The sequence below is a fragment of the Stenotrophomonas sp. SAM-B genome, from assembly GCF_013387485.1.
Taxonomy (GTDB): domain Bacteria; phylum Pseudomonadota; class Gammaproteobacteria; order Xanthomonadales; family Xanthomonadaceae; genus Stenotrophomonas; species Stenotrophomonas maltophilia_AA.
Genome location: NZ_JABBXB010000015.1, coordinates 13,515 through 34,598, shown reverse-complemented (window position 1 = coordinate 34,598; position 21,084 = coordinate 13,515). Strand labels below are relative to the sequence as shown.

Annotated in this window: 20 protein-coding genes; 11 read left to right on the top strand and 9 right to left on the bottom strand. The window is 66.9% G+C overall.

Annotated features, from left to right (window positions below):
• Nucleotides 1-93: 93 nt before the first annotated feature.
• The 3 genes from epmA to ligA are packed head-to-tail and all read right to left on the bottom strand — an operon-like array spanning nt 94 to nt 4,035.
• Nucleotides 94-1,038, bottom strand: coding sequence for an EF-P lysine aminoacylase EpmA (epmA, locus tag HH110_RS18040; protein ID WP_176990902.1), 945 nt, complete (start codon nt 1,036-1,038; stop codon nt 94-96).
• The gene (locus HH110_RS18035) at nt 1,035-1,520 is read right to left on the bottom strand and encodes a GNAT family N-acetyltransferase (RefSeq protein WP_176990901.1); all 486 of its coding nucleotides are present in this window, start codon (nt 1,518-1,520) and stop codon (nt 1,035-1,037) included. The genes epmA and HH110_RS18035 overlap by 4 nt, the downstream gene beginning before the upstream one ends.
• Nucleotides 1,521-1,572: 52 nt before the next feature.
• Nucleotides 1,573-4,035, bottom strand: coding sequence for an NAD-dependent DNA ligase LigA (gene ligA, locus HH110_RS18030; protein WP_176990900.1), 2,463 nt, complete (start codon nt 4,033-4,035; stop codon nt 1,573-1,575).
• 126 nt (nt 4,036-4,161) lie between these two features.
• Here ligA and HH110_RS18025 point away from each other — a divergent pair, with 126 nt between their 5' ends.
• Nucleotides 4,162-5,283: a pyridoxal phosphate-dependent aminotransferase gene (locus HH110_RS18025; RefSeq protein WP_176990899.1), complete on the top strand. Its 1,122-nt coding sequence runs from the start codon at nt 4,162-4,164 to the stop codon at nt 5,281-5,283.
• Between the two features lie 104 nt (nt 5,284-5,387).
• Here the strand turns inward: HH110_RS18025 and zipA are convergent, their stop codons facing one another.
• The 6 genes from zipA to HH110_RS17995 form a co-directional block, all read right to left on the bottom strand.
• A complete protein-coding gene (gene zipA / locus HH110_RS18020) occupies nt 5,388-6,125 on the bottom strand; it encodes a cell division protein ZipA (RefSeq protein WP_176990898.1) in 738 nt (245 codons plus the stop codon).
• Nucleotides 6,126-6,172: 47 nt separating this feature from the next.
• Nucleotides 6,173-9,676, bottom strand: coding sequence for a chromosome segregation protein SMC (gene smc, locus HH110_RS18015; protein WP_176990897.1), 3,504 nt, complete (start codon nt 9,674-9,676; stop codon nt 6,173-6,175).
• Between the two features lie 470 nt (nt 9,677-10,146).
• Nucleotides 10,147-10,599: a 50S ribosomal protein L9 gene (gene rplI, locus HH110_RS18010; RefSeq protein WP_019184347.1), complete on the bottom strand. Its 453-nt coding sequence runs from the start codon at nt 10,597-10,599 to the stop codon at nt 10,147-10,149.
• Nucleotides 10,600-10,754: 155 nt separating this feature from the next.
• A complete protein-coding gene (gene rpsR, locus HH110_RS18005) occupies nt 10,755-10,985 on the bottom strand; it encodes a 30S ribosomal protein S18 (RefSeq protein WP_002804494.1) in 231 nt (76 codons plus the stop codon).
• A gap of 11 nt (nt 10,986-10,996) precedes the next feature.
• A complete protein-coding gene (gene rpsF / locus HH110_RS18000) occupies nt 10,997-11,437 on the bottom strand; it encodes a 30S ribosomal protein S6 (protein ID WP_019184348.1) in 441 nt (146 codons plus the stop codon).
• A 167-nt stretch (nt 11,438-11,604) separates the two neighbouring features.
• Nucleotides 11,605-11,943, bottom strand: a complete 339-nt coding sequence (locus HH110_RS17995; protein ID WP_176990896.1) for an iron-sulfur cluster assembly accessory protein — start codon at nt 11,941-11,943, stop codon at nt 11,605-11,607.
• Between the two features lie 184 nt (nt 11,944-12,127).
• Between HH110_RS17995 and asnS the strand changes: the two genes are divergently transcribed.
• The 10 genes from asnS to HH110_RS17945 all read left to right on the top strand — a co-directional run bounded on the left by asnS (nt 12,128) and on the right by HH110_RS17945 (nt 21,031).
• A complete protein-coding gene (asnS, locus tag HH110_RS17990; RefSeq protein ID WP_176990895.1) occupies nt 12,128-13,522 on the top strand; it encodes an asparagine--tRNA ligase in 1,395 nt (464 codons plus the stop codon).
• Nucleotides 13,523-13,547: 25 nt separating this feature from the next.
• Nucleotides 13,548-13,853 carry a hypothetical protein gene (locus tag HH110_RS17985; protein WP_176990894.1) on the top strand — a complete coding sequence of 102 codons (306 nt, stop codon included), beginning with the start codon at nt 13,548-13,550 and terminating at the stop codon, nt 13,851-13,853.
• Nucleotides 13,850-14,164, top strand: coding sequence for a hypothetical protein (locus HH110_RS17980; protein ID WP_121037851.1), 315 nt, complete (start codon nt 13,850-13,852; stop codon nt 14,162-14,164). Before HH110_RS17985 ends, HH110_RS17980 begins: the two co-directional genes overlap by 4 nt.
• Nucleotides 14,165-14,170: 6 nt before the next feature.
• Nucleotides 14,171-14,809: an FMN-binding negative transcriptional regulator gene (locus HH110_RS17975; RefSeq protein WP_176990893.1), complete on the top strand. Its 639-nt coding sequence runs from the start codon at nt 14,171-14,173 to the stop codon at nt 14,807-14,809.
• Between the two features lie 74 nt (nt 14,810-14,883).
• Nucleotides 14,884-15,546, top strand: a complete 663-nt coding sequence (gene can, locus HH110_RS17970) for a carbonate dehydratase (RefSeq protein WP_176990892.1) — start codon at nt 14,884-14,886, stop codon at nt 15,544-15,546.
• Between the two features lie 25 nt (nt 15,547-15,571).
• Nucleotides 15,572-16,084, top strand: coding sequence for a 3-hydroxyanthranilate 3,4-dioxygenase (locus HH110_RS17965; RefSeq protein WP_176990891.1), 513 nt, complete (start codon nt 15,572-15,574; stop codon nt 16,082-16,084).
• A 145-nt stretch (nt 16,085-16,229) separates the two neighbouring features.
• Nucleotides 16,230-17,507: a kynureninase gene (gene kynU / locus HH110_RS17960; RefSeq protein ID WP_176990890.1), complete on the top strand. Its 1,278-nt coding sequence runs from the start codon at nt 16,230-16,232 to the stop codon at nt 17,505-17,507.
• Nucleotides 17,508-17,541: 34 nt separating this feature from the next.
• A complete protein-coding gene (locus tag HH110_RS17955) occupies nt 17,542-18,909 on the top strand; it encodes an NAD(P)/FAD-dependent oxidoreductase (protein WP_176990889.1) in 1,368 nt (455 codons plus the stop codon).
• A complete protein-coding gene (sbcB, locus tag HH110_RS17950; protein ID WP_176990888.1) occupies nt 18,909-20,348 on the top strand; it encodes an exodeoxyribonuclease I in 1,440 nt (479 codons plus the stop codon). The genes HH110_RS17955 and sbcB overlap by 1 nt, the downstream gene beginning before the upstream one ends.
• Entirely contained in the window at nt 20,345-21,031 is a 687-nt protein-coding gene (locus HH110_RS17945; RefSeq protein WP_019184359.1) for a DUF2461 domain-containing protein, read from the top strand. The genes sbcB and HH110_RS17945 overlap by 4 nt, the downstream gene beginning before the upstream one ends.
• Nucleotides 21,032-21,084: the final 53 nt, after the last annotated feature.

Below are 21,084 nucleotides of genomic sequence, written 5' to 3'. Positions count from 1 at the left end.
CGCCTGAACGATCACATGACCACCTTCGGACATCCCGTGTGATCAGAGCATCATCATGCACCCCGTGCAAGACGCGGATGCGTCAAATACACCTCAGGCCCGGGCGAAATCGAAGGCCAGCACATCGGCGATCCGGCCGGTGCGGTTCATCGCCATCAACAGACGATCCACGCCGACCGCGACGCCCGCGCAATCGGGCAGTGCCGGCAAGGCCGCCAGCAGGTGTTCATCCAGCGGCGGCAGTACATCGCCACGTGCCGTGCGGATCGCATGGTCGCGCTCGAAGCGGGCACGTTGTTCAGCCGCATCGTTCAGCTCGTGATAGCCGTTGGCCAGCTCCACGCTGCCCAGGTAGAGCTCGAAGCGTTCCGCCAGCGGCGGCGTGCCCGGGCGGATCCTCGCCAACGCCGCCTGGGTCGCCGGCCAGTCATGGACCACCGTCATTGTGTCGTCACGGAAGTGCGGCTGGATGCAGTGGGTCATCAGCAGATCGAGCCAGTCATCGCGGGTCAATCCCTCGGCGTCGATGCGCACGGCGGACAAGGGCGCCTGCAGCTGTTCCAGCGTCGCCTCGAACGGGTCCAGCCCGACATGTTGCTGGTAGAGCGCACGGTAATCGATCACGTGCAGCGTGGCCTCGCGCTGGACCAGCCGGAGTGCGTCGCGTACCAGGGTGGCGGTCTCGTCGATCAGACGGTGATGGTTCCAGCCCACCCGATACCACTCCAGCATGGTGAACTCGGGATTGTGGCGACCACCGGCCTCGCCGTTGCGGAACACGCGGCCCAGTTCGTAGCAGTCGCCCACCCCGGCGGCGAGCAGGCGCTTGAGCGGGAACTCCGGCGAAGTGCGCAGCCAGCGCTGCGGCGTGCCTGCATCGACATGCCCGCTGAAACGGGTATGGAAGCTGTCGATGTTCGGCTCGGTGTTGCCGGCGGCGGAGAGGATCGGCGTTTCCACCTCCAGTACGTCACGCGAGGCGAAGAAGCTGCGGATCAGCGCGTTGAGCGCGGCACGCTGGCGCAGCGCAGCGATCATGCGCGCGCGTCCTTCAGGCGCTGCGCAAGCGGCAGGGTCAGCAGGTCGCGGGTGTCATCGACATACCCGGTCGCAAGGTACAACCGGCGCGCGAGTTCGTTGTGGTGGTTCACTTCCAGCCGCATGCGCTCCACGCCACGTGCGTTCGCACGCTGTTCCAGGATGGCCAGCGCCTGCTTGCCGCGGCCGCGGCCGCGTGCCGCATGGCTCAGGTACAGCTCGTCCAGCAGCGCGAAGTGGCCGCCCTGCTCCAGGCTGAAGCCCATCGCCAGCGCGCCGTAGCCGACCACGCTGCCCGCCTCGTCCAGCCACAACAGCACTTCGCCGTTGCGCGGATCTTCCAGCAGCGACGCCAGGGCCCTGCGCACGCGGGTGTCGTCGAAATCGAGTCTGTCTTCCGCGTAGAAATCACGCATCAGCCCGATCAGCAGCTCGGTGTCGGCCACGGTGGCCAGGCGGAAATCGAGGGGGACGGTATGCATGCGGGTTCTCTTTGAAGGACGGATCGCGGGGCACGACGGCCCCGCGACAGATTCAGTGCTGCGCGAGGAAGGCCACCAGCTGGTCTTCGTCCCAGACCGGCACGCCCAGTTCCTGCGCCTTGGTCAGTTTGGAGCCCGCCTCGGCACCGGCGACCACGAAGGAGGTCTTCTTCGACACACTGCCGGCCACCTTGGCGCCCAGCGCTTCCAGGCGCGCCTTGGCCTCATCGCGATTCATCTGCGCCAGCGTGCCGGTCAGCACGGCGGTCTGACCCTCCAGCGGGCCCGCGTCCTGCTCGGCCTGTTCCGGCGCCAGGGCCAGCAGCTTCCGGCGGTAGTCCTCGGCCTTGAGCAGCATCGGGCCATGGCCGTCGCTGTCCAACCAGTCGGCCAGGCCGAGCGCCACCTCGTTGGGCAATCCGGCCGCCACGAAACGCACCGGCTCGGCATCCAGCACCGAGGCCGCATCCGGCAGCATGGCGACCAGCTTCTCGGCGCGCAGGCGGGTTATGCCCGGAATCTCGGCTTCGACCAGCAGCTGCGCGAAATCCAGCCCCTCGCGCAGCTTGGCGATCGGCGGATGCACATCGCTGATGCGGACCTGACCGACCTGCAGCAGCGCATCGATCGCCTCCTGGTTGCCGGCCTGCTCGAAGAAGTGGCCGAGCGAGCGCGCAACTTCGCCGCCGATGTCCGGCACGCGCTTGAACAGCGGCCACGGCAGATGGCGGATCAGCTCGAGATCACCGAACCAGGTCGCCAGGGCCTTGGCGGTGCTCTCGCCGACGTGCTCGATGCCCAGCGCGAACAGCAGGCGTTCCAGCGTGGTGGTGCGGCTGGCATCGATCGCGGCGATCAGGTTGTCGGCCCACTTGGTCGCGATCTTCTTCGTGTTCCAGGTGAACGTGGCCGGCATCGCCAGCGCCTGCGCGCGCCACGCCTCGTCGCTGCCGTCCAGCTTGAGCAGGCTGCGGAGGTATTCGCCACTGCCTTCCGGCGGCAGGTGCAGGCCGACCTGGCTGGCCAGCGCCTCGGGCGACTCGGCATCCAGCACCAGCTTGAGCTGCAGCAGCTGGTCGCGCTGCAGACGATACAGATCGGCCACACCGCGCACGATGCCGGCGTCGACCAGCGTCTCGATGTACTTGCCGCCCAGGCCGTCGATATCCATCGCGCGGCGCGAGGCAAAGTGCGCGATGGCTTCCTTGCGCTGCGCCGGGCAGCTCAGCTCACCCGAGCAGCGCCAGGCAGCCTCGCCCTCTTCGCGGACGATCTCCGAACCGCACACCGGGCACTGCGACGGCATCTGCCACGGCCGGGTCCCGGCAGGGCGGCGGTCGGCGATCACGCTGACCACTTCGGGGATCACATCGCCGGCGCGACGCACGATCACCGTGTCGCCCACGCGGACATCCAGGCGCGCGATCTGGTCGGCATTGTGCAGCGTCGCGTTGGAGACGATCACGCCCGCCACCGCGACCGGCGCGAGGCGCGCGACCGGCGTCGCCGCGCCGGTGCGCCCGATCTGGATTTCAATCGCCTCCACCGTGGTGGTCTGTTCCTGCGCCGGGAACTTGTGCGCGATCGCCCAGCGCGGCGCACGGGCGACGAAGCCCATCTGTTCCTGGCCGGCGCGATCGTCGAGCTTGTAGACCACGCCGTCGATATCGAACGCCAACCCATCGCGGCGCTCACCGATGTCACGGTAATAGGCGAGCAGTCCGTCCGCGCCTTCCACCACCTGGCACAGATCGCTGACCGGGAAGCCCCACTCGCGCAGCTGGGCCAGCGTGGCCGAATGCGTGGCCGGCAGTTCCCCGCCGTCGACCTGGCCGATGCCATAGGCGTAGAAACTGAGCTTCCGCTTGGCGCTCATCTTCGGATCAAGCTGGCGCAGCGACCCGGCAGCGGCGTTGCGCGGATTGGCCAGCACCTTGCCGTCATGCAGGCGTGCATCGGCGTTGTAGGCCTCGAAATCGGCACGGGCCATGTAGACCTCGCCACGCACTTCCAGCACGTCGGGCCAACCGGCGCCTTTCAAGGTCTGCGGGATCACGGCGATCTGGCGCAGGTTCGCACTGACGTCTTCGCCGGTGGCGCCATCGCCCCGCGTCGCGCCCTGCACGAACCGGCCGTTCTCGTAGCGCAGGCTGATCGCCAGGCCGTCGAGTTTGGGTTCGGCGGAGAAATACAGCGTGCTGCGGCGCAGGCGCTCGCCGATGCGGCGCACGAAATCCTGCACCTCCTCATCGCTGAAGGCGTTGCCCAGCGACAGCATCGGCACCGCATGGCGGACCTCGGCGAAGCGCGAGGACGCCTTGCCACCGACCTGCCGGGTCGGAGAATCGGCGCGGGCGAGTTCCGGGTGGGCCTGCTCGATCGCTTCCAGCTCACGCACCATCAGGTCGTACTCGACGTCGGGGATCAGCTGCTCGTCGCGCTCGTGGTATGCCTTGCCGGCATCCTCGATCTGGCGGCGCAGGACGTCGGCACGTGCGGCGGGACTGGGGGTCATGCGGAAGGCGATCCTGGTGGGGCATTCAATTTTACCCCTCCCCCCGCGCCTGCGCGCGGTGAAGAACGCTTGCCGCCGCTCCGCAGGGGCGCTAGCGTGCGCCGAACCCCTCGTTTCCGGTGTCCCGTGACCCCTGCCCTCGCCGCGTCCCGTCGCTCCTTCCTGCAGCTGGCCGGTACCGGCCTGGCGTTGTCCGGCCTCGGCATGGCGCCCACGTCGGCCGCACCTGCGCGCGCCCTTCCGCACGCCGGCGGACCGGTGCTGCTCAACTTCAACGAATACCCGTACGGGCCATCGCCTGCCGCGCAGGCAGCGGCACGCGACATCGTCGCCAGCAGCGGGCGCTATCTGTTCGGCCTGGCCGGCGAACTGCGCGACCTGTTCGCCCAGCAGGAAGGCCTTGGCAAGGATCACGTGCGGCTGTATCCGGGCTCGAGCGAGCCGCTGAACCGGGCGGCGGTGCTGTGGACCTCGCCCGCTGCGGGGCTGGTCGTTGCCGATCCCACCTTCGAGGCACTGGGCGATCTCGCCGCCGCGCGGGGCGCGACCGTGGCCAAGGTTCCGTTGCGCGCCGATGGTGCACACGATGTGCGGGCGATGGCGGCGGCAGCCGCGAAGGTCGATGCCGGCCTGCTGTACCTGTGCAACCCCAACAATCCCACCGGCTCGATCACTCCGGCGGCCGACATCGCCTGGCTGCTCGCCCACAAGCCGGCGAAGACCCGGGTGCTGGTGGATGAGGCCTACCTGCAGTACAGCGAGCAGCGCTCGGTGATCGACCAGGTGATGCAGCGCGACGATGTGATCGTGCTGCGCACCTTCTCCAAGCTCTACGGCATGGCCGGCCTGCGCCTGGGCGTGGCCGCGGCGCATCCGGACCGCTTGAAGGAACTGGCCAGCCTGGGCGACAACCCGCTGCCGGTGACCGCGATGGCGGCAGGGCTGGCGAGCCTGCGCGATCCCGTGCTGGTCGCGCAGCGCAAGGCGGACAATGCGCGGGTGCGGCATAACACCGTCGGCTGGCTGGGCCAGCGCGGCTTCGCATGCGTGCCTTCGGAGGCGAACTGTTTCGTGGTCGACGTGCAGCGCGACGGCGCCGCGTTCTCCGCTGCCATGGCCGCGCGCGGCGTGGTGATCGGGCGCAGCTGGCCGATCTGGCCGCAGCGGGTGCGGGTGACGGTGGGGACCGAGGCCGAGATGGCGCGGTTCCGTGAGGCGTTCGAGGCGGTGGTCAGCGAGAACGGCTAGAGCCGACCGTTGGTCGGCCGGCGGCCGGCGGCCGGCGTGTGCGTATCGACCAACGGTCGATACCTACCCGTGTTGTTCCACGTCCCCGCCAAACCGCGCTGGGTTCACCAACGCGGGGCTTTGGTCAGCGGCGGGGCCTGGTGCTGGCGGTCGTAGGCACGCAGCTCGTCGCGGATGTGCGCGATGCGCTGGCGGCCCAAGGCGTTGCGGCTGTCATCGAGCACCACGCCATCGAGCAGTTCGCCCATGCGCTGCACGGTCGGCAGCATCTTTTCCCAGGCATCCAGCGCGGTCAGCGGCGCCGGCAGGGTCAGGAAGAAGGCGATCGCCGGCGTTTCCATCTCGCGGATGTTGGCCATGTCGAAACTGCCCGGCTTCATGATGCTGGCCATCGAGAAGATCGGGCCGCGCTCGGGGTGGCCTTCGACCAGGCGGTGGAAGACATTCATATGGCCGAATACCAGGCCGGTCTTTTCGGCCGCGACCACGATGTCTTCGCCCCGCAGCTGCTCGCCTGCGCGGGCGGCAACGAACAGCGAGACGATCTTGTCGAAATCCTGGGTGGTGCGCTTGCCCAGGTCGCTGGCCGGACCGGCATCCACCTCGGGCAGGCCGAGTTCGGGCTGGGTCACGCCGTCTTCGCCCACCACGGGCGCAGCGCCGTCGACCGGGCTCTCGCCGTCACCCAGCACGGGCTCGCGGCGCTGGCCGTTGGCGCCTTCGGCACCCTCGACGCGGCGGCCCTGCACTTTCTTTTTCGGACGGCCAAACAGGAAGATCGCAGCGATCAACAGCAGGCCGGCGGCCAGGATGCCGATGCGGAGCAGTGCCATGTCGGACATTCGGGAGGTTCTCCGGCTAAATCATTCAGGTACTTAAGGATGGCACGTCACGCCGCGCCCGCCAATCGTGCGGCTTCCTCCAGGTCGACACTGACCAGTCGGCTGACGCCCGGTTCGCGCATGGTCACGCCGGACAGCTGGTGCGCAGCTTCCATCGTGGCCTTGTTGTGGCTCACAAACAGGAACTGAACCTTCTCGCTCATTTCTTTGACCATGTTGGCCAGGCGACCGACGTTGGCTTCGTCCAACGGCGCGTCCACCTCGTCCAGCAGGCAGAACGGGGCCGGGTTGAGCTGGAAGATCGCAAACACCAGCGCCACCGCGGTCATCGCCTTCTCGCCACCGGACAGCAGCGAGATGCTCGAAACCCGCTTGCCCGGCGGCCGCGCCATGATCGCAACACCGGTGTCGAGCAGGTCTTCACCTGTCAGTTCCAGGTACGCGTGGCCACCACCGAACAGGCGCGGATACAGCTGCTGCACGCCGGCGTTGACGCGATCGAAGGTGTCCTTGAAGCGGCCGCGGGTCTCGCGGTCGATCTTGCGGATCGCGTCTTCCAGCGTTTCCAGCGCGGTGGTGAGGTCTGTGTTCTGCGCGTCCAGATACTCCGAACGCTGCGAGGCCTCGCCGTATTCCTGGATGGCGGCCAGGTTGACCGGCTCCAGGCGGCGCATGCGGCCATCGATCTGGTGCACGGCCTGCTCCCAGTCAGTGACGCGCGCATCCTCAGGGAGGCCGTTGATCACGTCCTGCAGCACGAAGCCGGCTTTCTCCACCGAGGCCGACAGCTGGTCGGCACTGAGCACCAGCGCCTGCTGGTCCAGCTTGCGCTGGGAAATCCGCTCGCGCTGCGCCAGCGCCTGTTCGTCGCGCTGGTGACGGGTCTGTTCGAACGTACGCAGTTCGGCATCGATGCCGTCCAGCAGGGTGCGGGCCTCACCGAGCACGCGGTCGGCGCGCACGCGCTCGCCCAGTGCGTTCTGGTGTTCGGCTTCCAGCGTCTTGACCGGGGAATCGCCTTCGTCGAGCTGCGAATGCAGTTCGCCCAGGCGGGTATCCAGCTGCCCGCGCTGCGTGCTCATGCGCTCCAGCGCCTGGCCGAGCGAGGCCATCTGCGCGCGTTGCGATTCCAGGGTCAGGGCCAGCGAATGCGCCGCTTCGCGCACGTTGCGCGCCTGGTCGCGGGCCTGGTCGCGGGCATCGGTGAGCTGGCGCCGCTCGCCTTCCAGCGCGGCCCGGACCGATTCCAGATCGCCCATGCTGGTGACCGCGTCGTCCAGGCGCGAGCGTGCTTCGCGCACCTGCTCACGACCGGCATCCAGTGTTTCCAGCAGCTGCACCAGTTCGCCTTCGATGCGATCAATGCGGGTGCGCGCGGCTTCCACCTTGCCCTGCTGGCTCTGCAGCTGCCCACCCAGTTCGGAGACGCTGCGGTGGGCCAGATACAACTGGCGCTGCGCGTCTTCGCGCTGCTGCTCGCCGGCCAGCAACTGGTCGCGGAAGCCGGCCAACTGCTGCTCCAGCGCGGCTTCGCGGTCCTGCAGGGTTTCAATCTGCTCGCGCAGGGTGACGATCTCGCGCTCACGCAGCAGCGCGCCCTGCTTGGCCGCGCCGGAGCGCGACACCCGCACCCAGCCCTCGCCCAGGCGCTCACCGCCACGGGTGATCACCGAATCGCCTTCGCCCAGCGTTGCCTGCAGCGCACGCGCCGCCTCGAGATCCTCAGCGGCATGCAGGCGCGCGAGCAGGCGACGGATCGCGGTCGGGCCCTGCACTTTCGCGGCCAGCGAGGTCGGCGCGACGGTCAGCGCGTCCTGCTCGGCCGAGACCAGCGCGATACGGCCTTCGCCGAGTTCGCCCAGCGCGTCCACCAGCGATTCGGGGGCATCGACCAGCACGCCTTCGATCAGCTGACCGAGCGCGCTTTCCACGGCGTTTTCCCACCCACTTTCCACGGTCAGACGTTCGCCGACGCGCGCGCCCGAATCCAGCCCGCGTGCCTTCAGCCACGCCACGGCAGCGCCCTGCTCCTGGCCGAGTGCGGCCTGCTGCAGGGTTTCCAGCGACGACAGCCGGCCGCGTGCGGCCTGGGCCTGCTTGCGGATCTCGGCCAGCTCGGTCTGCCCGGTGCGCTGGCGATCCTGCAGCCCGGCCACGGCAATTTTTCGTTCTTCGACCTGCTCGTTGAGCACATCCAGCGAGGCTTTCTGGGTCTCGTGCTGGATATGCAGCTCCTCGAACACCTCGGCGAGCGCGTCCAGGTCCAGCCCGGCGCGTTCGGCCTGCAGCGATTCGCGGCGACGGTCCGCCTCAAGCACCTGGCGGTCCAGATAGTCCACGCGGGTGCGTTCGACTTCGCCGGCACGCGAGGCCTCGGAGGTGCTGCGGGTATGGCTTTCCCACCGCTGCTGCCAATCGGCCAGACGGGCCTCGGCATCGCGCAGGGCTTCCTGCTTGATTTCGTTTTCTTCCTGCAGCTGCTCCAGGCGCGGCTCGGCATCGTCCACCGCCTCGCGCAGCACCATCAGCTTGGCCTCATCGCCGCTGATGTGCTGACCCAGATCGGCCAGCGCCTGCTGTGCTTCATCGCGCGCCTTGTTGAGTCGCTGCGACATTTCGCGCTGGTGCTGGATCTGCTGCTCCAGGCGCGCCAGCGTGCTGCCGACCTGGTAGACCTCGGCCTGCGCGGTGTTGAGCGCATCGGACGCTTCTTCGCGGCGCAGCCGGCTGGTTTCGATCCGTGCCTCGGCATCGCGCTGCTCGGCGATCAGCTGCTGCAGGCGGGTTTCTTCGCGCGACAGCGCTTCGCGCAGTCCGCCGAGGCGGCCGTCCAGACCGCGGTATTCCAGCGCCTTCCACTCGGCATCCTTGACCTTGCGCTCTTCCTGCAGCGCCTGGTACTGCTCGGCCTGGCGGGCCTGGCGCTTGAGGTGCTCGAGCTGCTTGCCGATTTCCTCGCGCAGGTCGCCGAGACGATCCAGGTTCTCGCGGGTATGCCGGATGCGGGTCTCGGTTTCCTTGCGGCGTTCTTTGTACTTGGAGATGCCGGCAGCTTCTTCGAGGTACACACGCAGGTCTTCGGGGCGGGCCTCGATGATCTTGCTGATCATGCCCTGCTCGATGATCGAGTAGCTGCGCGGCCCCAGGCCGGTACCCAGGAACAGATCGGTGATGTCGCGCCGGCGGCACTTGGTGCCGTTGAGGTAGTAGTTGCTGCTGCCGTCGCGGCTGACGGTACGCTTGACCGAAATCTCGTTGAACGAGGCGTACTCGCCGGTGATGGTGTGGTCGGTGTTGTCGAAGATCAGTTCGACGACGGCCTGCGAGACGGGCTTGCGGGCGGAGGAGCCGGAGAAGATGACGTCGGTCAGCGAGTCGCCGCGGAGGCGGCTGGCGGAGCTTTCGCCCATGACCCAGCGCACGGCGTCGATGATGTTCGATTTGCCACAGCCATTGGGGCCCACCACGCCGGTCATGTTGGTCGGCAGGTGCAGCGTGGTCGGATCGACGAAGGATTTGAATCCGGACAGCTTGATCGTGGACAGACGCATGGCGTGATGGTTTTCCGGGCGAAGGCCTGAAGCGACCCCCACCATGGTGGATTACGGAGCGGATTTACCCTTCAAGCCATTGATGTTGCAGGGTTTCAATGGCCCCGGGGGCGACGCGATAGCCTGAGTATAACGGGGCGGGTGTTCAGCGGGCTGCGGGGCGGAGCCAAAGCCAAAGCCCGCATTTCAGGGTGGCGCGAGGCGGGACGGCGTGGGTGGGGTCGCGGGACCCGCCGTGAACCCGTCCATGGGGGCTCGTAATGCGCCATCCATGGCGCCTTACGGTCCCGCCAACCCCACCCACGCCATCCCTCCAATGGCGCAGACCCCGCGCGCCCTGGAACGCTGAGGTTGCCCTTCCCTGCCCTCCCACCGAGGCAACCAAGGCGCCAAGCCGTTGCCGTTGCCACAAACAAAAACGGGCACCCTCGCGGGCGCCCGTTTCAGTGACTCCAGCCTTTCGGCAGGGATCAGGCCTTTTCGGCTTCCACAACCACCTTGACGGTGGTTTCGACGTCGGCGTGCAGGTGAACAGTCACCTCGTACTCGCCCACGTTGCGGAACGCGCCTTCGCCCAGGATCACTTCGCTCTTTTCCAGCGGCAGGCCGGCAGCGGTGAAGGCTTCGGCGATATCGCGCGGGCCAACCGAACCGTACAGCTTGCCTTCGGTCGAAGCGTTCGCAGCGATCGTGACGCTCTTGCCTTCCAGCTGCGCCTTGCGGGCTTCGGCGTCAGCGTGGATCGACTGGGCCTTGGCTTCGTAATCAGCGCGCTTGGCTTCGAACTCCGCCACGTTGGTCGCGGTGGCCGGAACGGCCTTGCCGGTCGGGACGAGGAAGTTGCGGCCGTAGCCCGGCTTCACGTCGACCAGATCGCCCAGACCGCCGAGGTTGGTGACCTTCTGAAGAAGAATCAGCTTCATGGTGTAGCTCCAAATATGTATTCGTTAGCGAGGCTCAGGCCCCGCAGCGGATGGCTGTCCGAATATCCGAACGGCAGACCTGGAAACCGCCCGACGCCATGCAGCGCGGGCGGCCAGATCCGCGAAAGCGGCGACCGCAAGGCCGCCTGCCTTCATCAGACGTCGTGGTTGTCGGTGTACGGAATCAGGGCCAGGAAACGGGCGCGCTTGACGGCCGTTGCCAGCTGGCGCTGGTACTTCGACTTGGTACCGGTCACGCGGCTCGGCACGATCTTGCCGTTCTCGGTGAGGTACTGGCGCAGGGTGTTGAGATCCTTGTAATCGATCTCCTTGACACCTTCGGCCGTGAACTTGCAGAACTTGCGACGACGGAAGAACTTGGACATGTCAGTGCTCCTTAAGCGGCCGAAGCGGCGTCTTCGCCGGCATCGGTGTCAGCGGCGGCGGGGGTGGTTTCACCTTCTTCGTCATCACGACGACGACGCTCGCCACGCTCGGGCTTGTCACCCTTCTCGTCCTTGCTCTTCATGATCAGCGACTGCTCGGTGTCAGCTTCGTCACGCTTGATGACGAGGTTGCGCAGAACGGCGTCGTTGAAGCGGAAGCTTTCCACCAGCTCGCTCAGCACGGCCTGGTCGCACTCGATGTTGAGCATGACGTAGTGGGCCTTCACCAGGTTCTGGATCGGGTAAGCCAGCTGACGACGGCCCCAATCTTCCAGACGGTGGATGGTGCCATTGCCGTTCTCGACCAGCGCCTTGTAGCGCTCGATCATGGCCGGGACCTGTTCGCTCTGGTCCGGATGGACCAGGAACACGACTTCGTAATGACGACTCATGTGTTTTTACCTTTCGGATGTGGCCCTTTGAGGGCCGGACAGCCCCCCGCAGGTGAACGCGGTGGGGCAAGGGTCCTGCCCGGAATCAGGCAGGAAGCCGCGCATTGTGGCAGCAGAAGGGGTTTCAGGCAAGCCAGGAGGGCGCAACAGGCCCGGCGCGCGGGCGATCAGGCCTTGTCGGACTCGGTCGTGAAGCTCTCGCCGCAGCCACATTCGGCGGTCGCGTTCGGGTTCCTGAACGTGAAGGTCTCGCTCAGCCCATGCTTGCCGAAGTCGATTTCAGTGCCGTCGACCAGGTCCAGGCTGGTGGCATCCACATAGATGCGGACCCCGTCCTGCTCGAAGACGGTGTCGCCCTCGCGCTCATCGCGGGCCAGATCGGTGATGTGGCCCCAGCCGGAACAGCCGGTGCGGGTCACGCCGAAACGCAGGCCCAGCGCGCCGGGGGTCTGTTCGACGAACTTCTGCACACGGGCAAAGGCAACAGGGGTAAGGCTTACGGACATGACAGGCAACTCCAGCGGATCGTGATCAGTATAGAGGGTATGGCGCGGCCCGGCCTCGGCGGCCGCAGCTGCGGTTCACACGGCCGGCGGCCCCGAAGCCCGCAAGAAATGCCTCGCAAGCCGAACACCGCACCCGTTAAACTCCGTGTTCAGAGATCGAGTCGATCAACAGAGGATTCAAGTCATGACGGTGGTCAGCGTTGAACATGCGCTTGCCGGGAAGATCCCGGAAGGCGGCGAGGCAACAGTACGCGGATGGGTCCGCACGGTGCGCGGCTCTGCGGCGCTTGCCTTCGTCAATGTCACCGATGGCTCCTGCTTCGCCCCGATCCAGGTGGTGGCCAATGACACCCTGGCCAATTTCGACGACATCAAGAGCCTGACCCCGGGCTGCTCGGTGATCGCCCGCGGCACCCTGGTCAAGTCCCAGGGCAAGGGCCAGTCCTTCGAGATCCAGGCCAGCGACATCGAGATCGTCGGCCTGGTCGAAGATCCGCTGACCTACCCGATCCAGCCCAAGCCGATGAGCCCGGAGTTCCTGCGCGAAGTGGCGCACCTGCGCCCGCGCACGAACCTGTTCGGTGCGGTCACCCGCATCCGCAACTGCCTGGCCCAGGCCGTGCACCGGTTCTTCCACCAGAACGGCTTCAACTGGATCAGCACCCCGATCGTGACCACGTCCGACGCCGAAGGTGCCGGCCAGATGTTCCGGGTCTCGACCCTGGACATGGCCAACCTGCCGCGCAACGAGAAGGGCGAGGTGGATTTCAGCCGCGACTTCTTCGGCAAGGAAACCTTCCTGACCGTGTCCGGCCAGCTGAACGTCGAGGCGTACTGCCTGGCGCTGAGCAAGGTCTACACCTTCGGCCCGACCTTCCGTGCCGAGAACTCCAACACCACCCGCCACCTGGCGGAGTTCTGGATGATCGAGCCGGAAATCGCCTTCGCCGATCTGGCCGAAGACGCGCGCCTGGCCGAGCAGTTCCTGAAGTACCTGTTCCGCGCGGTGCTCGATGAGCGCGGCGATGACCTGGCCTTCCTGGCCGAGCGCGTGGACAAGAACGCGATCACCAAGCTGGAAGGCTTCATCAATGCCCCGTTCGAGCAGATCGACTACACCGAAGCGGTGAAGCTGCTGCAGAAGGCCGACAAGAAGTTCGACTTCCCGGTCGAATGGGGCCTGGACCTGCAGACCGAGCACGAGCGCTGGCTGACCGAAGAACACATCGGCCGCCCGGTGGTGGTGACCAACTACCCCGAGCACATCAAGGCCTTCTACATGCGCCTGAACGACGACGGCAAGACCGTCGCCGCGATGGACGTGCTGGCCCCGGGCATTGGCGAGATCATCGGCGGCAGCCAGCGTGAAGAGCGCCTGGACGTGCTCGATGCGCGCATGGCGCAGTTCGGTCTGGACCCGGAGCATTACGGCTGGTACCGGGATTTCCGCCGCTACGGTTCGGTGCCGCACGCCGGTTTCGGCCTGGGCTTCGAGCGCCTGGTGGTCTACGTCTGCGGGCTGAGCAACATCCGCGACGCGATCCCCTACCCGCGCGCACCGGGCAGCGCCGAATTCTGATCCCGACCACGGAGGCACCAAGCCCATGACCCTGTTCTTCGCGCTGTGCTTCGTCGGCGTGGCGATCGCCGGGTTCAGTGCCTTCGTGATCTTCTGGCCGCTGACCCTGGTCCACATCCGCGACCGCCATCCGGCGCTGGCGGATCGCTTCGGTACGGGCGCATTCCTGCGCCCGGATGCGCTGCGCTGGCTGCTCGGCCGCGACTATCGCCAGAGCAGTGACCGCTCGCTGACCGGCCTGGCCACGCCGGCCTGGCTCTCGCTGCTTACTCTTCTTGCCGGACTGGGCATGGCTGCCCTGCTCTGGCTGCTTTCGATGGTACTGACATGAACGACGACACTTCCCACCACGACGAGTGGTTCCTGGCCAGCCTTGGCAACACGCTGATCTGGGCCCGCCTGCGGGTCCGCCCGGCCGGCACCGCCGAGGTGCTGGACAGCGACGGCAACACGCTGAGCTACGACAGTGAAGACACCGCGCGCTCGCAGCTGTTCGACGCCGAGTTCGTCGCCTACGATGGTCTGGACGAAGAGGACGCCCTGGTCCGCGGCTTCTCGCTGCATGAAGTGCAGCCGCCGCAGGCCGACAGTGACGACGCCCTCCACGGCCGCATGGTCCAGAGCCTGGGCGCCCGCGCGTAACCGCCGATGTTCATCCCGTCCGCCTTCGTCGAGACCGACCTGATCTGGCTGGACCGGCTGCTGGCGCGTGATGCATTCGTCACCCTGGTCACCACCGGGGCCGACGGTCTGCCGCAGGCCACCCGCCTGCCGGTGCTGTACAAGCGCGATGCCGACGGCATCCTGATCGAAGGCCACTGGGCCAGGCCCAATCCGCAGGCGGGACACGCCGGCCCTGCGTTGATGCTGGTGCATGGCCCGCACGCCTACATATCGCCAAGCTGGTATCCGGATAAAGCCGCGCAGGCGCGCGTCCCGACCTGGAACTACGCCGCTGCGGAACTGCGTGGCGTGCTGGAGCCGGTGACCGATCCCGATGCCTTGATCGCCATGCTCGACGGCCTGAGCGCGCACTACGAGGCGCAGGTCGGCGGCGACTGGGACCTGCTGCCGATCGAGCCCCGCCAGCAGCGCATGCTCGGCGGCATCGTCGGTTTCCGGTTCCGGCCGGCGCAGGTGCAGATCAAACTCAAGCTCAGCCAGAACCACCCCGAAGCCAACCAGTCCAGCGTGATCGACGCGCTGTCGGCACTGGGCGCCCCGGCATCCCGCGAGCTGGCGCAGTGGATGCGCTCGCGCCGCGAGGGCGGCACCGCCGCCGACTGACCTTCCCCACTCCTGCGACGACGCGGCCATGATGGCCACGCCTTGCCCCCACCCGACGTCAGGGACCCCGCACGATGAAAGACATCCACAAGCTGCTGCAGAACAACCGCGAATGGGCGGACCGGATCGAGAAAGAAGACCCGGATTTCTTCCACCAGCTGGCCAAGCAGCAGCACCCGGAATACCTGTGGATCGGTTGTTCCGACTCGCGCGTGCCGGCCAACCAGATCATCGGCATGGCACCGGGTGAGGTGTTCGTGCACCGCAACGTGGCCAATGTGGTGGTGCACACCGACCTGAACTGCCTGAGCGTGATCCAGTACGCCGTGGACCAGCTGAAGGTGAAGCACATCCTGATCGTGGGCCACTACGGCTGCGGCGGCGTGCACGCCAGCTTGAACAACACGCGCGTCGGCCTGGCCGACAACTGGCTGCGCCACGTAGGCGATGTGGCGCAGAAGCATGCGGCGATCATGGAAGCGATCGAGGAGCCGGAGCTGAAGCATGCCCGCCTGTGCGAGTTGAACGTCATCGAGCAGGTGGTCAACGCCTGCCGTTCGACGATCGTGCAGGACGCATGGGCACGCGGCCAAAAGCTGATGGTGCACGGCTGGGTATACAGCCTGAAGGACGGCCGCGTGCGCGAGATGGGCATCGACGTAGGCGCGCCGGAAGACCTGCAGCCGGCCTACGAGAAGGCACTGTCCTACGTTCCGCGCCACGGTCGGCGCGACTGATCCTTCCTTTCTTCGGACAGCGACCATGCTTGCCTCCCCCATCAATCTGCTCGGCTGGATCGAGGAACACCGGCATCTGTTGAAGCCGCCGGTGGGCAACAAGATGATCGAGAACGGCGATTTCATCGTGATGGTGGTCGGCGGCCCGAACAGCCGGACGGACTTCCATTACGACGAGGGCCCGGAGTGGTTCTATCAGCTGGAAGGGGAGATGACGCTGAAGGTGCAGGAGGATGGCGCGGTACGCGACATTCCGATCCGCGCGGGCGAGATTTTCCTGTTGCCGGGTGGCGTGCCGCATTCGCCACGCCGTCCACCGGGCGGTGTCGGCCTGGTGGTGGAGCGCAAGCGGCTGGCGCATGAGCGCGATGGGTTGATGTGGTTCTGCGAGCGGTGCAATCACAAGTTGTATGAGGAGTTTTTCGCGCTGGAGAACATCGAGACGGATCTGCCGACGGTGTTCGATCGCTATCACTCTTCGCTGGAGCTGCGCACGTGCGATGCGTGTGGGCATGTGGATCCGTTGCCTGCGAACTGAAAGCCAAGCGGCGCTTGAATTGCCTGGAAGTGGGCCGGCGGGGGTGGGTTTCCAGACCCAGCCAAAGCAGCACCGCAAGCCAGATTCAGCCCACACCCCCACCACCCGGATAAACTGTCGGCTCACTGACACCGCCGGTTGCACCATGTCCGAGATCCTCAGCCGCACCCATGCCGTTGCCCTGGACGCCGCCGATCCGCTGCGCGCCCTGCGCAATGAATTCGTCTTCCCGCAGCACAACCACCGCGACCAGACCTACTTCGTCGGCAACTCGCTGGGCCTGCAGCCGCGCGGCGCCCGGACTGCCGTCCAGGAAGTCATGGACAAATGGGCCGCGCTGGCCGTGGAAGGCCACTTCACCGGCGACACCCAGTGGCTGCACTACCACCGCCTGGTCAGCGAACAGCTCGCCCGCGTCGTCGGTGCCCTGCCCAGCGAAGTCGTGGCGATGAACACCCTCAGCGTCAACCTGCACCTGATGATGGTCAGTTTCTACCGGCCTACGTCCGAACGCCCCGCCATCCTCATGGAAGCCGGCGCCTTCCCGACCGATCGGCACGCGGTGGAATCGCAGATCCGCTTCCACGGCTTTAATCCGGATACCGACCTGATCGAAGTGCAGCCCGACGAGCCCAACGGCACGATCTCGCTGCAGGCCATCGAACGCGCCATCACCGAACACGGTCCGCGTCTGGCGCTGGTGCTGTGGCCCGGCGTGCAGTACCGCAGCGGCCAGGTCTTCGATCTGGAGGCCATCACCCGCATGGCCCGCCTGCAGGGTGCACGGATCGGTTTCGATCTTGCGCACTCCGTCGGCAACGTGCCGCTCGCGCTGCACGACATCGCTCCGGATTTCGCCGTGTGGTGCCATTACAAATATCTCAACGCCGGCCCAGGCGCCGTCGCCGGCTGCTTCGTGCACGAACGCCATCATCGCGATGCCACGCTGCCGCGTTTCGCCGGCTGGTGGGGCCATGAGGAAGCCACCCGCTTCAAGATGGCGCCGCAGTTCGTGCCCGCCGTCGGTGCCGAAGGCTGGCAGCTCAGCAATCCGCCGGTGCTGGGCCTGGCACCGTTGCGCGCCGCGCTGGACGTCGTCGACAAAGCCGGCGGCATCGAGGCGCTGCGCACCAAGTCGCTGCGCCTGACCGGCATGCTCGATGCCCTCGTGCGTGCCCGCCTGTCCGGCGTGCTCGAGGTGCTGACCCCGTCCGAACCCGAGCGCCGTGGCTGCCAGCTCTCGCTGCGCGTGGCCGGTGGCCGCGAACGTGGCCGCAGCCTGTTCGAGTACCTGCAGACCGTGGGCGTGCTCGGTGACTGGCGCGAGCCCGACGTGATCCGCATCTCGCCGACACCGCTGTACAACCGCTACCTCGACCTGCACCACTTCGTCGAGGAAGTGGAAGCCTGGGCCGGTCTCTGATCCGACCGCCCTCCCCGCCCCCACGGATATCGCCTTGATCGCTACCCCCTCCCGCTCGCTCAGCATCATCGGCGCAGGTCTGGCCGGTTCACTGCTGGCCATCCTGCTGTCCCGCCAGGGCTGGCAGATCACCTTGTATGAGCGCCGCGGCGACCCGCGCGTGAGCGATTACGAGTCCGGCCGTTCGATCAATCTGGCCCTGGCCGAGCGTGGCCGCCACGCGCTGCGCCAGGCCGGTGTCGAAGACGCGGTCATGGCCAAGGCGGTGATGATGCGCGGGCGCATGATCCACCCGCGCGAGGGCGAACCGCAGCTGCAGCGCTACGGGCGCGATGACAGCGAAGTGATCTGGTCGATCCACCGCAAGGACCTCAACACCACCCTGCTGCAGCTGGCCGAGGATGCAGGCGCGACCGTGCACTTCCACCGCCGCCTGCACACCGTGGATTTCGATGCCGGCTACGCGCGTTTCATCGATGACCGCGACGACCAGCCGCACGACATCCGCTTCGATACCCTGATCGGTGCCGACGGGGCCGGCTCGGCGCTGCGCGCGGCGATGAACCGCAAGCAGCCGCTGGATGAGCGCATCGACTTCCTGGACCACTCTTACAAGGAACTGGAAATCCCGCCGACCGATGACGGTGGTTTCCGGATCGAGGCCAATGCACTGCACATCTGGCCGCGTGGGCACTACATGTGCATCGCGCTGCCGAACGACGAAGGCACGTTCACGGTCACGCTGTTCCTGCCGAACGAGGGCGACCCGAGTTTTGCCACCACCAACAGTGGCGCCGAGGCCGAAGCGCTGTTCGCGCGCGACTTCCCCGATGCGCTGGCGCTGATCCCGAACCTGCGCCGCGATTGGGAGCAGCACCCGCCCGGCCTGCTCGGCACGCTGCACCTCAAGCATTGGCACATGAAGGGCCGCGCGGTCCTGATCGGCGATGCCGCGCACGCGATGGTGCCGTTCCACGGCCAAGGCATGAACTGCGCGTTCGAAGACTGCATCGCCCTGGCCGCGCACCTGCTGGAGCAGGACTCGCTGGGCGAGGCGTTCGCCGCATTCGAGGCCGACCGCAAGCCGAATGCCGAAGCGATCCAGCAGATGGCGCTGGAGAACTACCTGGAGATGCGCGACCGCGTGGCCGATCCGCAGTTCCTGCTGCAGCGCGAACTGGAACAGGCGCTGCAGGCGCGCTGGCCAACCCGCTTCGTGCCGCATTACACGATGGTCACCTTCCTGCGTACGCCGTATGCCGTTGCGCTGGCGCGCACCGAGCTGCAGCGACGCATGCTCGAAGACGCCACCGCCGGGCACGACAGCCTGGCGCATATCGACTGGGCCGCGCTCGAGCGCCTGGTCCATGAACAACTGCCCGTCCTGGAGGGTGCGCACTGATGGCCGACAGCTTCCTGTTCTATGACCTGGAGACCTTCGGCCAGGACCCGCGCCGCACGCGCATCGCGCAGTTCGCCGGTATCCGCACCGATGCCGATCTGAACATCATCGATGAGCCGGTCAGCTTCTACGTCAAACCGGCCGACGACCTGCTGCCCTCGCCGATCGCCACCCTGATCACCGGGATCACCCCGCAGCACGCACTCAGCGCCGGCGTCACCGAAGCCGAGGCGTTCTCGCGCATCAACGATCTGATGGCGCGGCCGGGCACCTGCTCGCTGGGCTACAACACGCTGCGCTTCGACGATGAGTTCGTCCGCCACGGGCTGTTCCGCAACTTCTACGATCCGTACGAGCGCGAGTGGCGCAACGGCAACTCACGCTGGGACCTGCTGGACATGATGCGGCTGCTCCACGCGCTGCGCCCGGACGGCATTGTCTGGCCGCAGCGTGAGGACGGCGCGACCTCGTTCAAGCTCGAGCACCTGGCCACGGCTAACAACGTCCGCCAAGGCGATGCGCATGAAGCGTTGTCCGACGTGTACGCGACGATCGGTCTGGCGAAGCTGTTCAAGCAGGCCCAGCCACGCCTGTGGGACTACGCGCTGAAACTGCGCGACAAGCGATTCGTCGGCAGCCTGCTGGATGCGGACGCGATGCAGCCGGTACTGCACATCTCGATGCGCTACCCGGCACAGCGCATGTGCGCCGCGCCGGTGCTGCCACTGGCGCGCCATCCCTTCATCAACAACCGCATCATCGCGCTGGACCTGGACGGCGATATCGAGCCGCTGCTCGATCTGCCCCCGGAAACCATCGCCGCGCGCCTGTACACCCGTGCCGCCGACATGGCCGAAGGCGAGCAGCGCGTGCCCCTCAAGGAAGTGCACCTCAACAAGGTGCCGGCGTTGGTCGCCTGGAACCACCTGCGCCCGGCGGACCATGCCCGCCTGGGCATCGACCCGGCCGCGATCGAGGCCAAGGCCGAGCGTCTGCGCCAGATCGGCCCCGCGCTGGCCGAGAAGGCCCGCCAGGTGTACTCGGGCGAGCGCACGCTGGCCCCCAGCGATGTGGACGCCTCGCTGTACGACGGCTTCCTCGCCGACGGCGACAAATCCCTGATGTCGCGCATCCGCACCAGCCCGCCCGCGGAACTGGCCAGCTTCGCCGAGCGCCTGCGCGACCCGCGCATGCCCGAGCTGTTGTTCCGCTACCGCGCCCGAAACTACCTCGACACCCTGGACACCACCGAGCGCTCACGCTGGAACGATTATCGTCGCCAGCGCCTGCTCGGCGATGCATCGCTGGGCGAACAGACCCTGCCGCAGTTCACCGCGCAGCTGGATGCACTGGCCGCGGAGCACGCCGACGATGCCGGCAAGCTCGCCCTGCTCCAGCAGCTGCGTGACTGGGGCACCCACCTGCAGAGCAGCCTATGAGCACGTATTTCAGCCCGGCCACCTTCACCTTCCTGCGTGGCCTGGCCCGCAACAACGACAAGACCTGGTTCAACGAGCACAAGCCGAAGTACGAAGAGCACGTCCGCCAGCCGTTCCTGCGCCTGATCACCGATCTGCAGCCGGACCTGGCCGCGGTCAGCGAGCACTTCCGTGCCGATCCGCGCACCGTGGGCGGCTCGCTGTTCCGCATCTACCGCGATGCGCGCTTCTCCAACGACAAGTCGCCCTACAAGAGCTGGCAGGGTGCACGCCTGTTCCATGAGCGGCGCAAGCAGGTGCCGGCGCCGTCGTTCTACATCCACCTGCAGCCGGGCGAGAGCTTCGTGGGTGCCGGCCTGTGGCATCCCGAGCCGGCCACGCAGCGCAAGGTGCGGCATTTCATCGTCGACAACCCGGGCAGCTGGAAGGCCGCCGCGCATTCGCCGGTGCTGCGGAAGAAATTCGATTTCGAGGAAAGCGAGAAGCTGGTGCGCGCCCCGCGCGGGTTCGAACCGGATTTCGAGTTCATCGACGATCTCAAGCACCGCAACTGGGTGTTCTGGCGCTCGCTGGACGACGCCACGATGACCGGGCCGCGACTGCGCCAGACGATCGCAGCCGACCTGGTCACGCTGGCCCCGTTCGTGGATTACCTGTGCGCGGCGCTGGACCTGGAATTCTGAGCTTCACGTGCGCTGACGCCGGCTGCGGCAAGCTGGGCGCCAACACTGCAAGG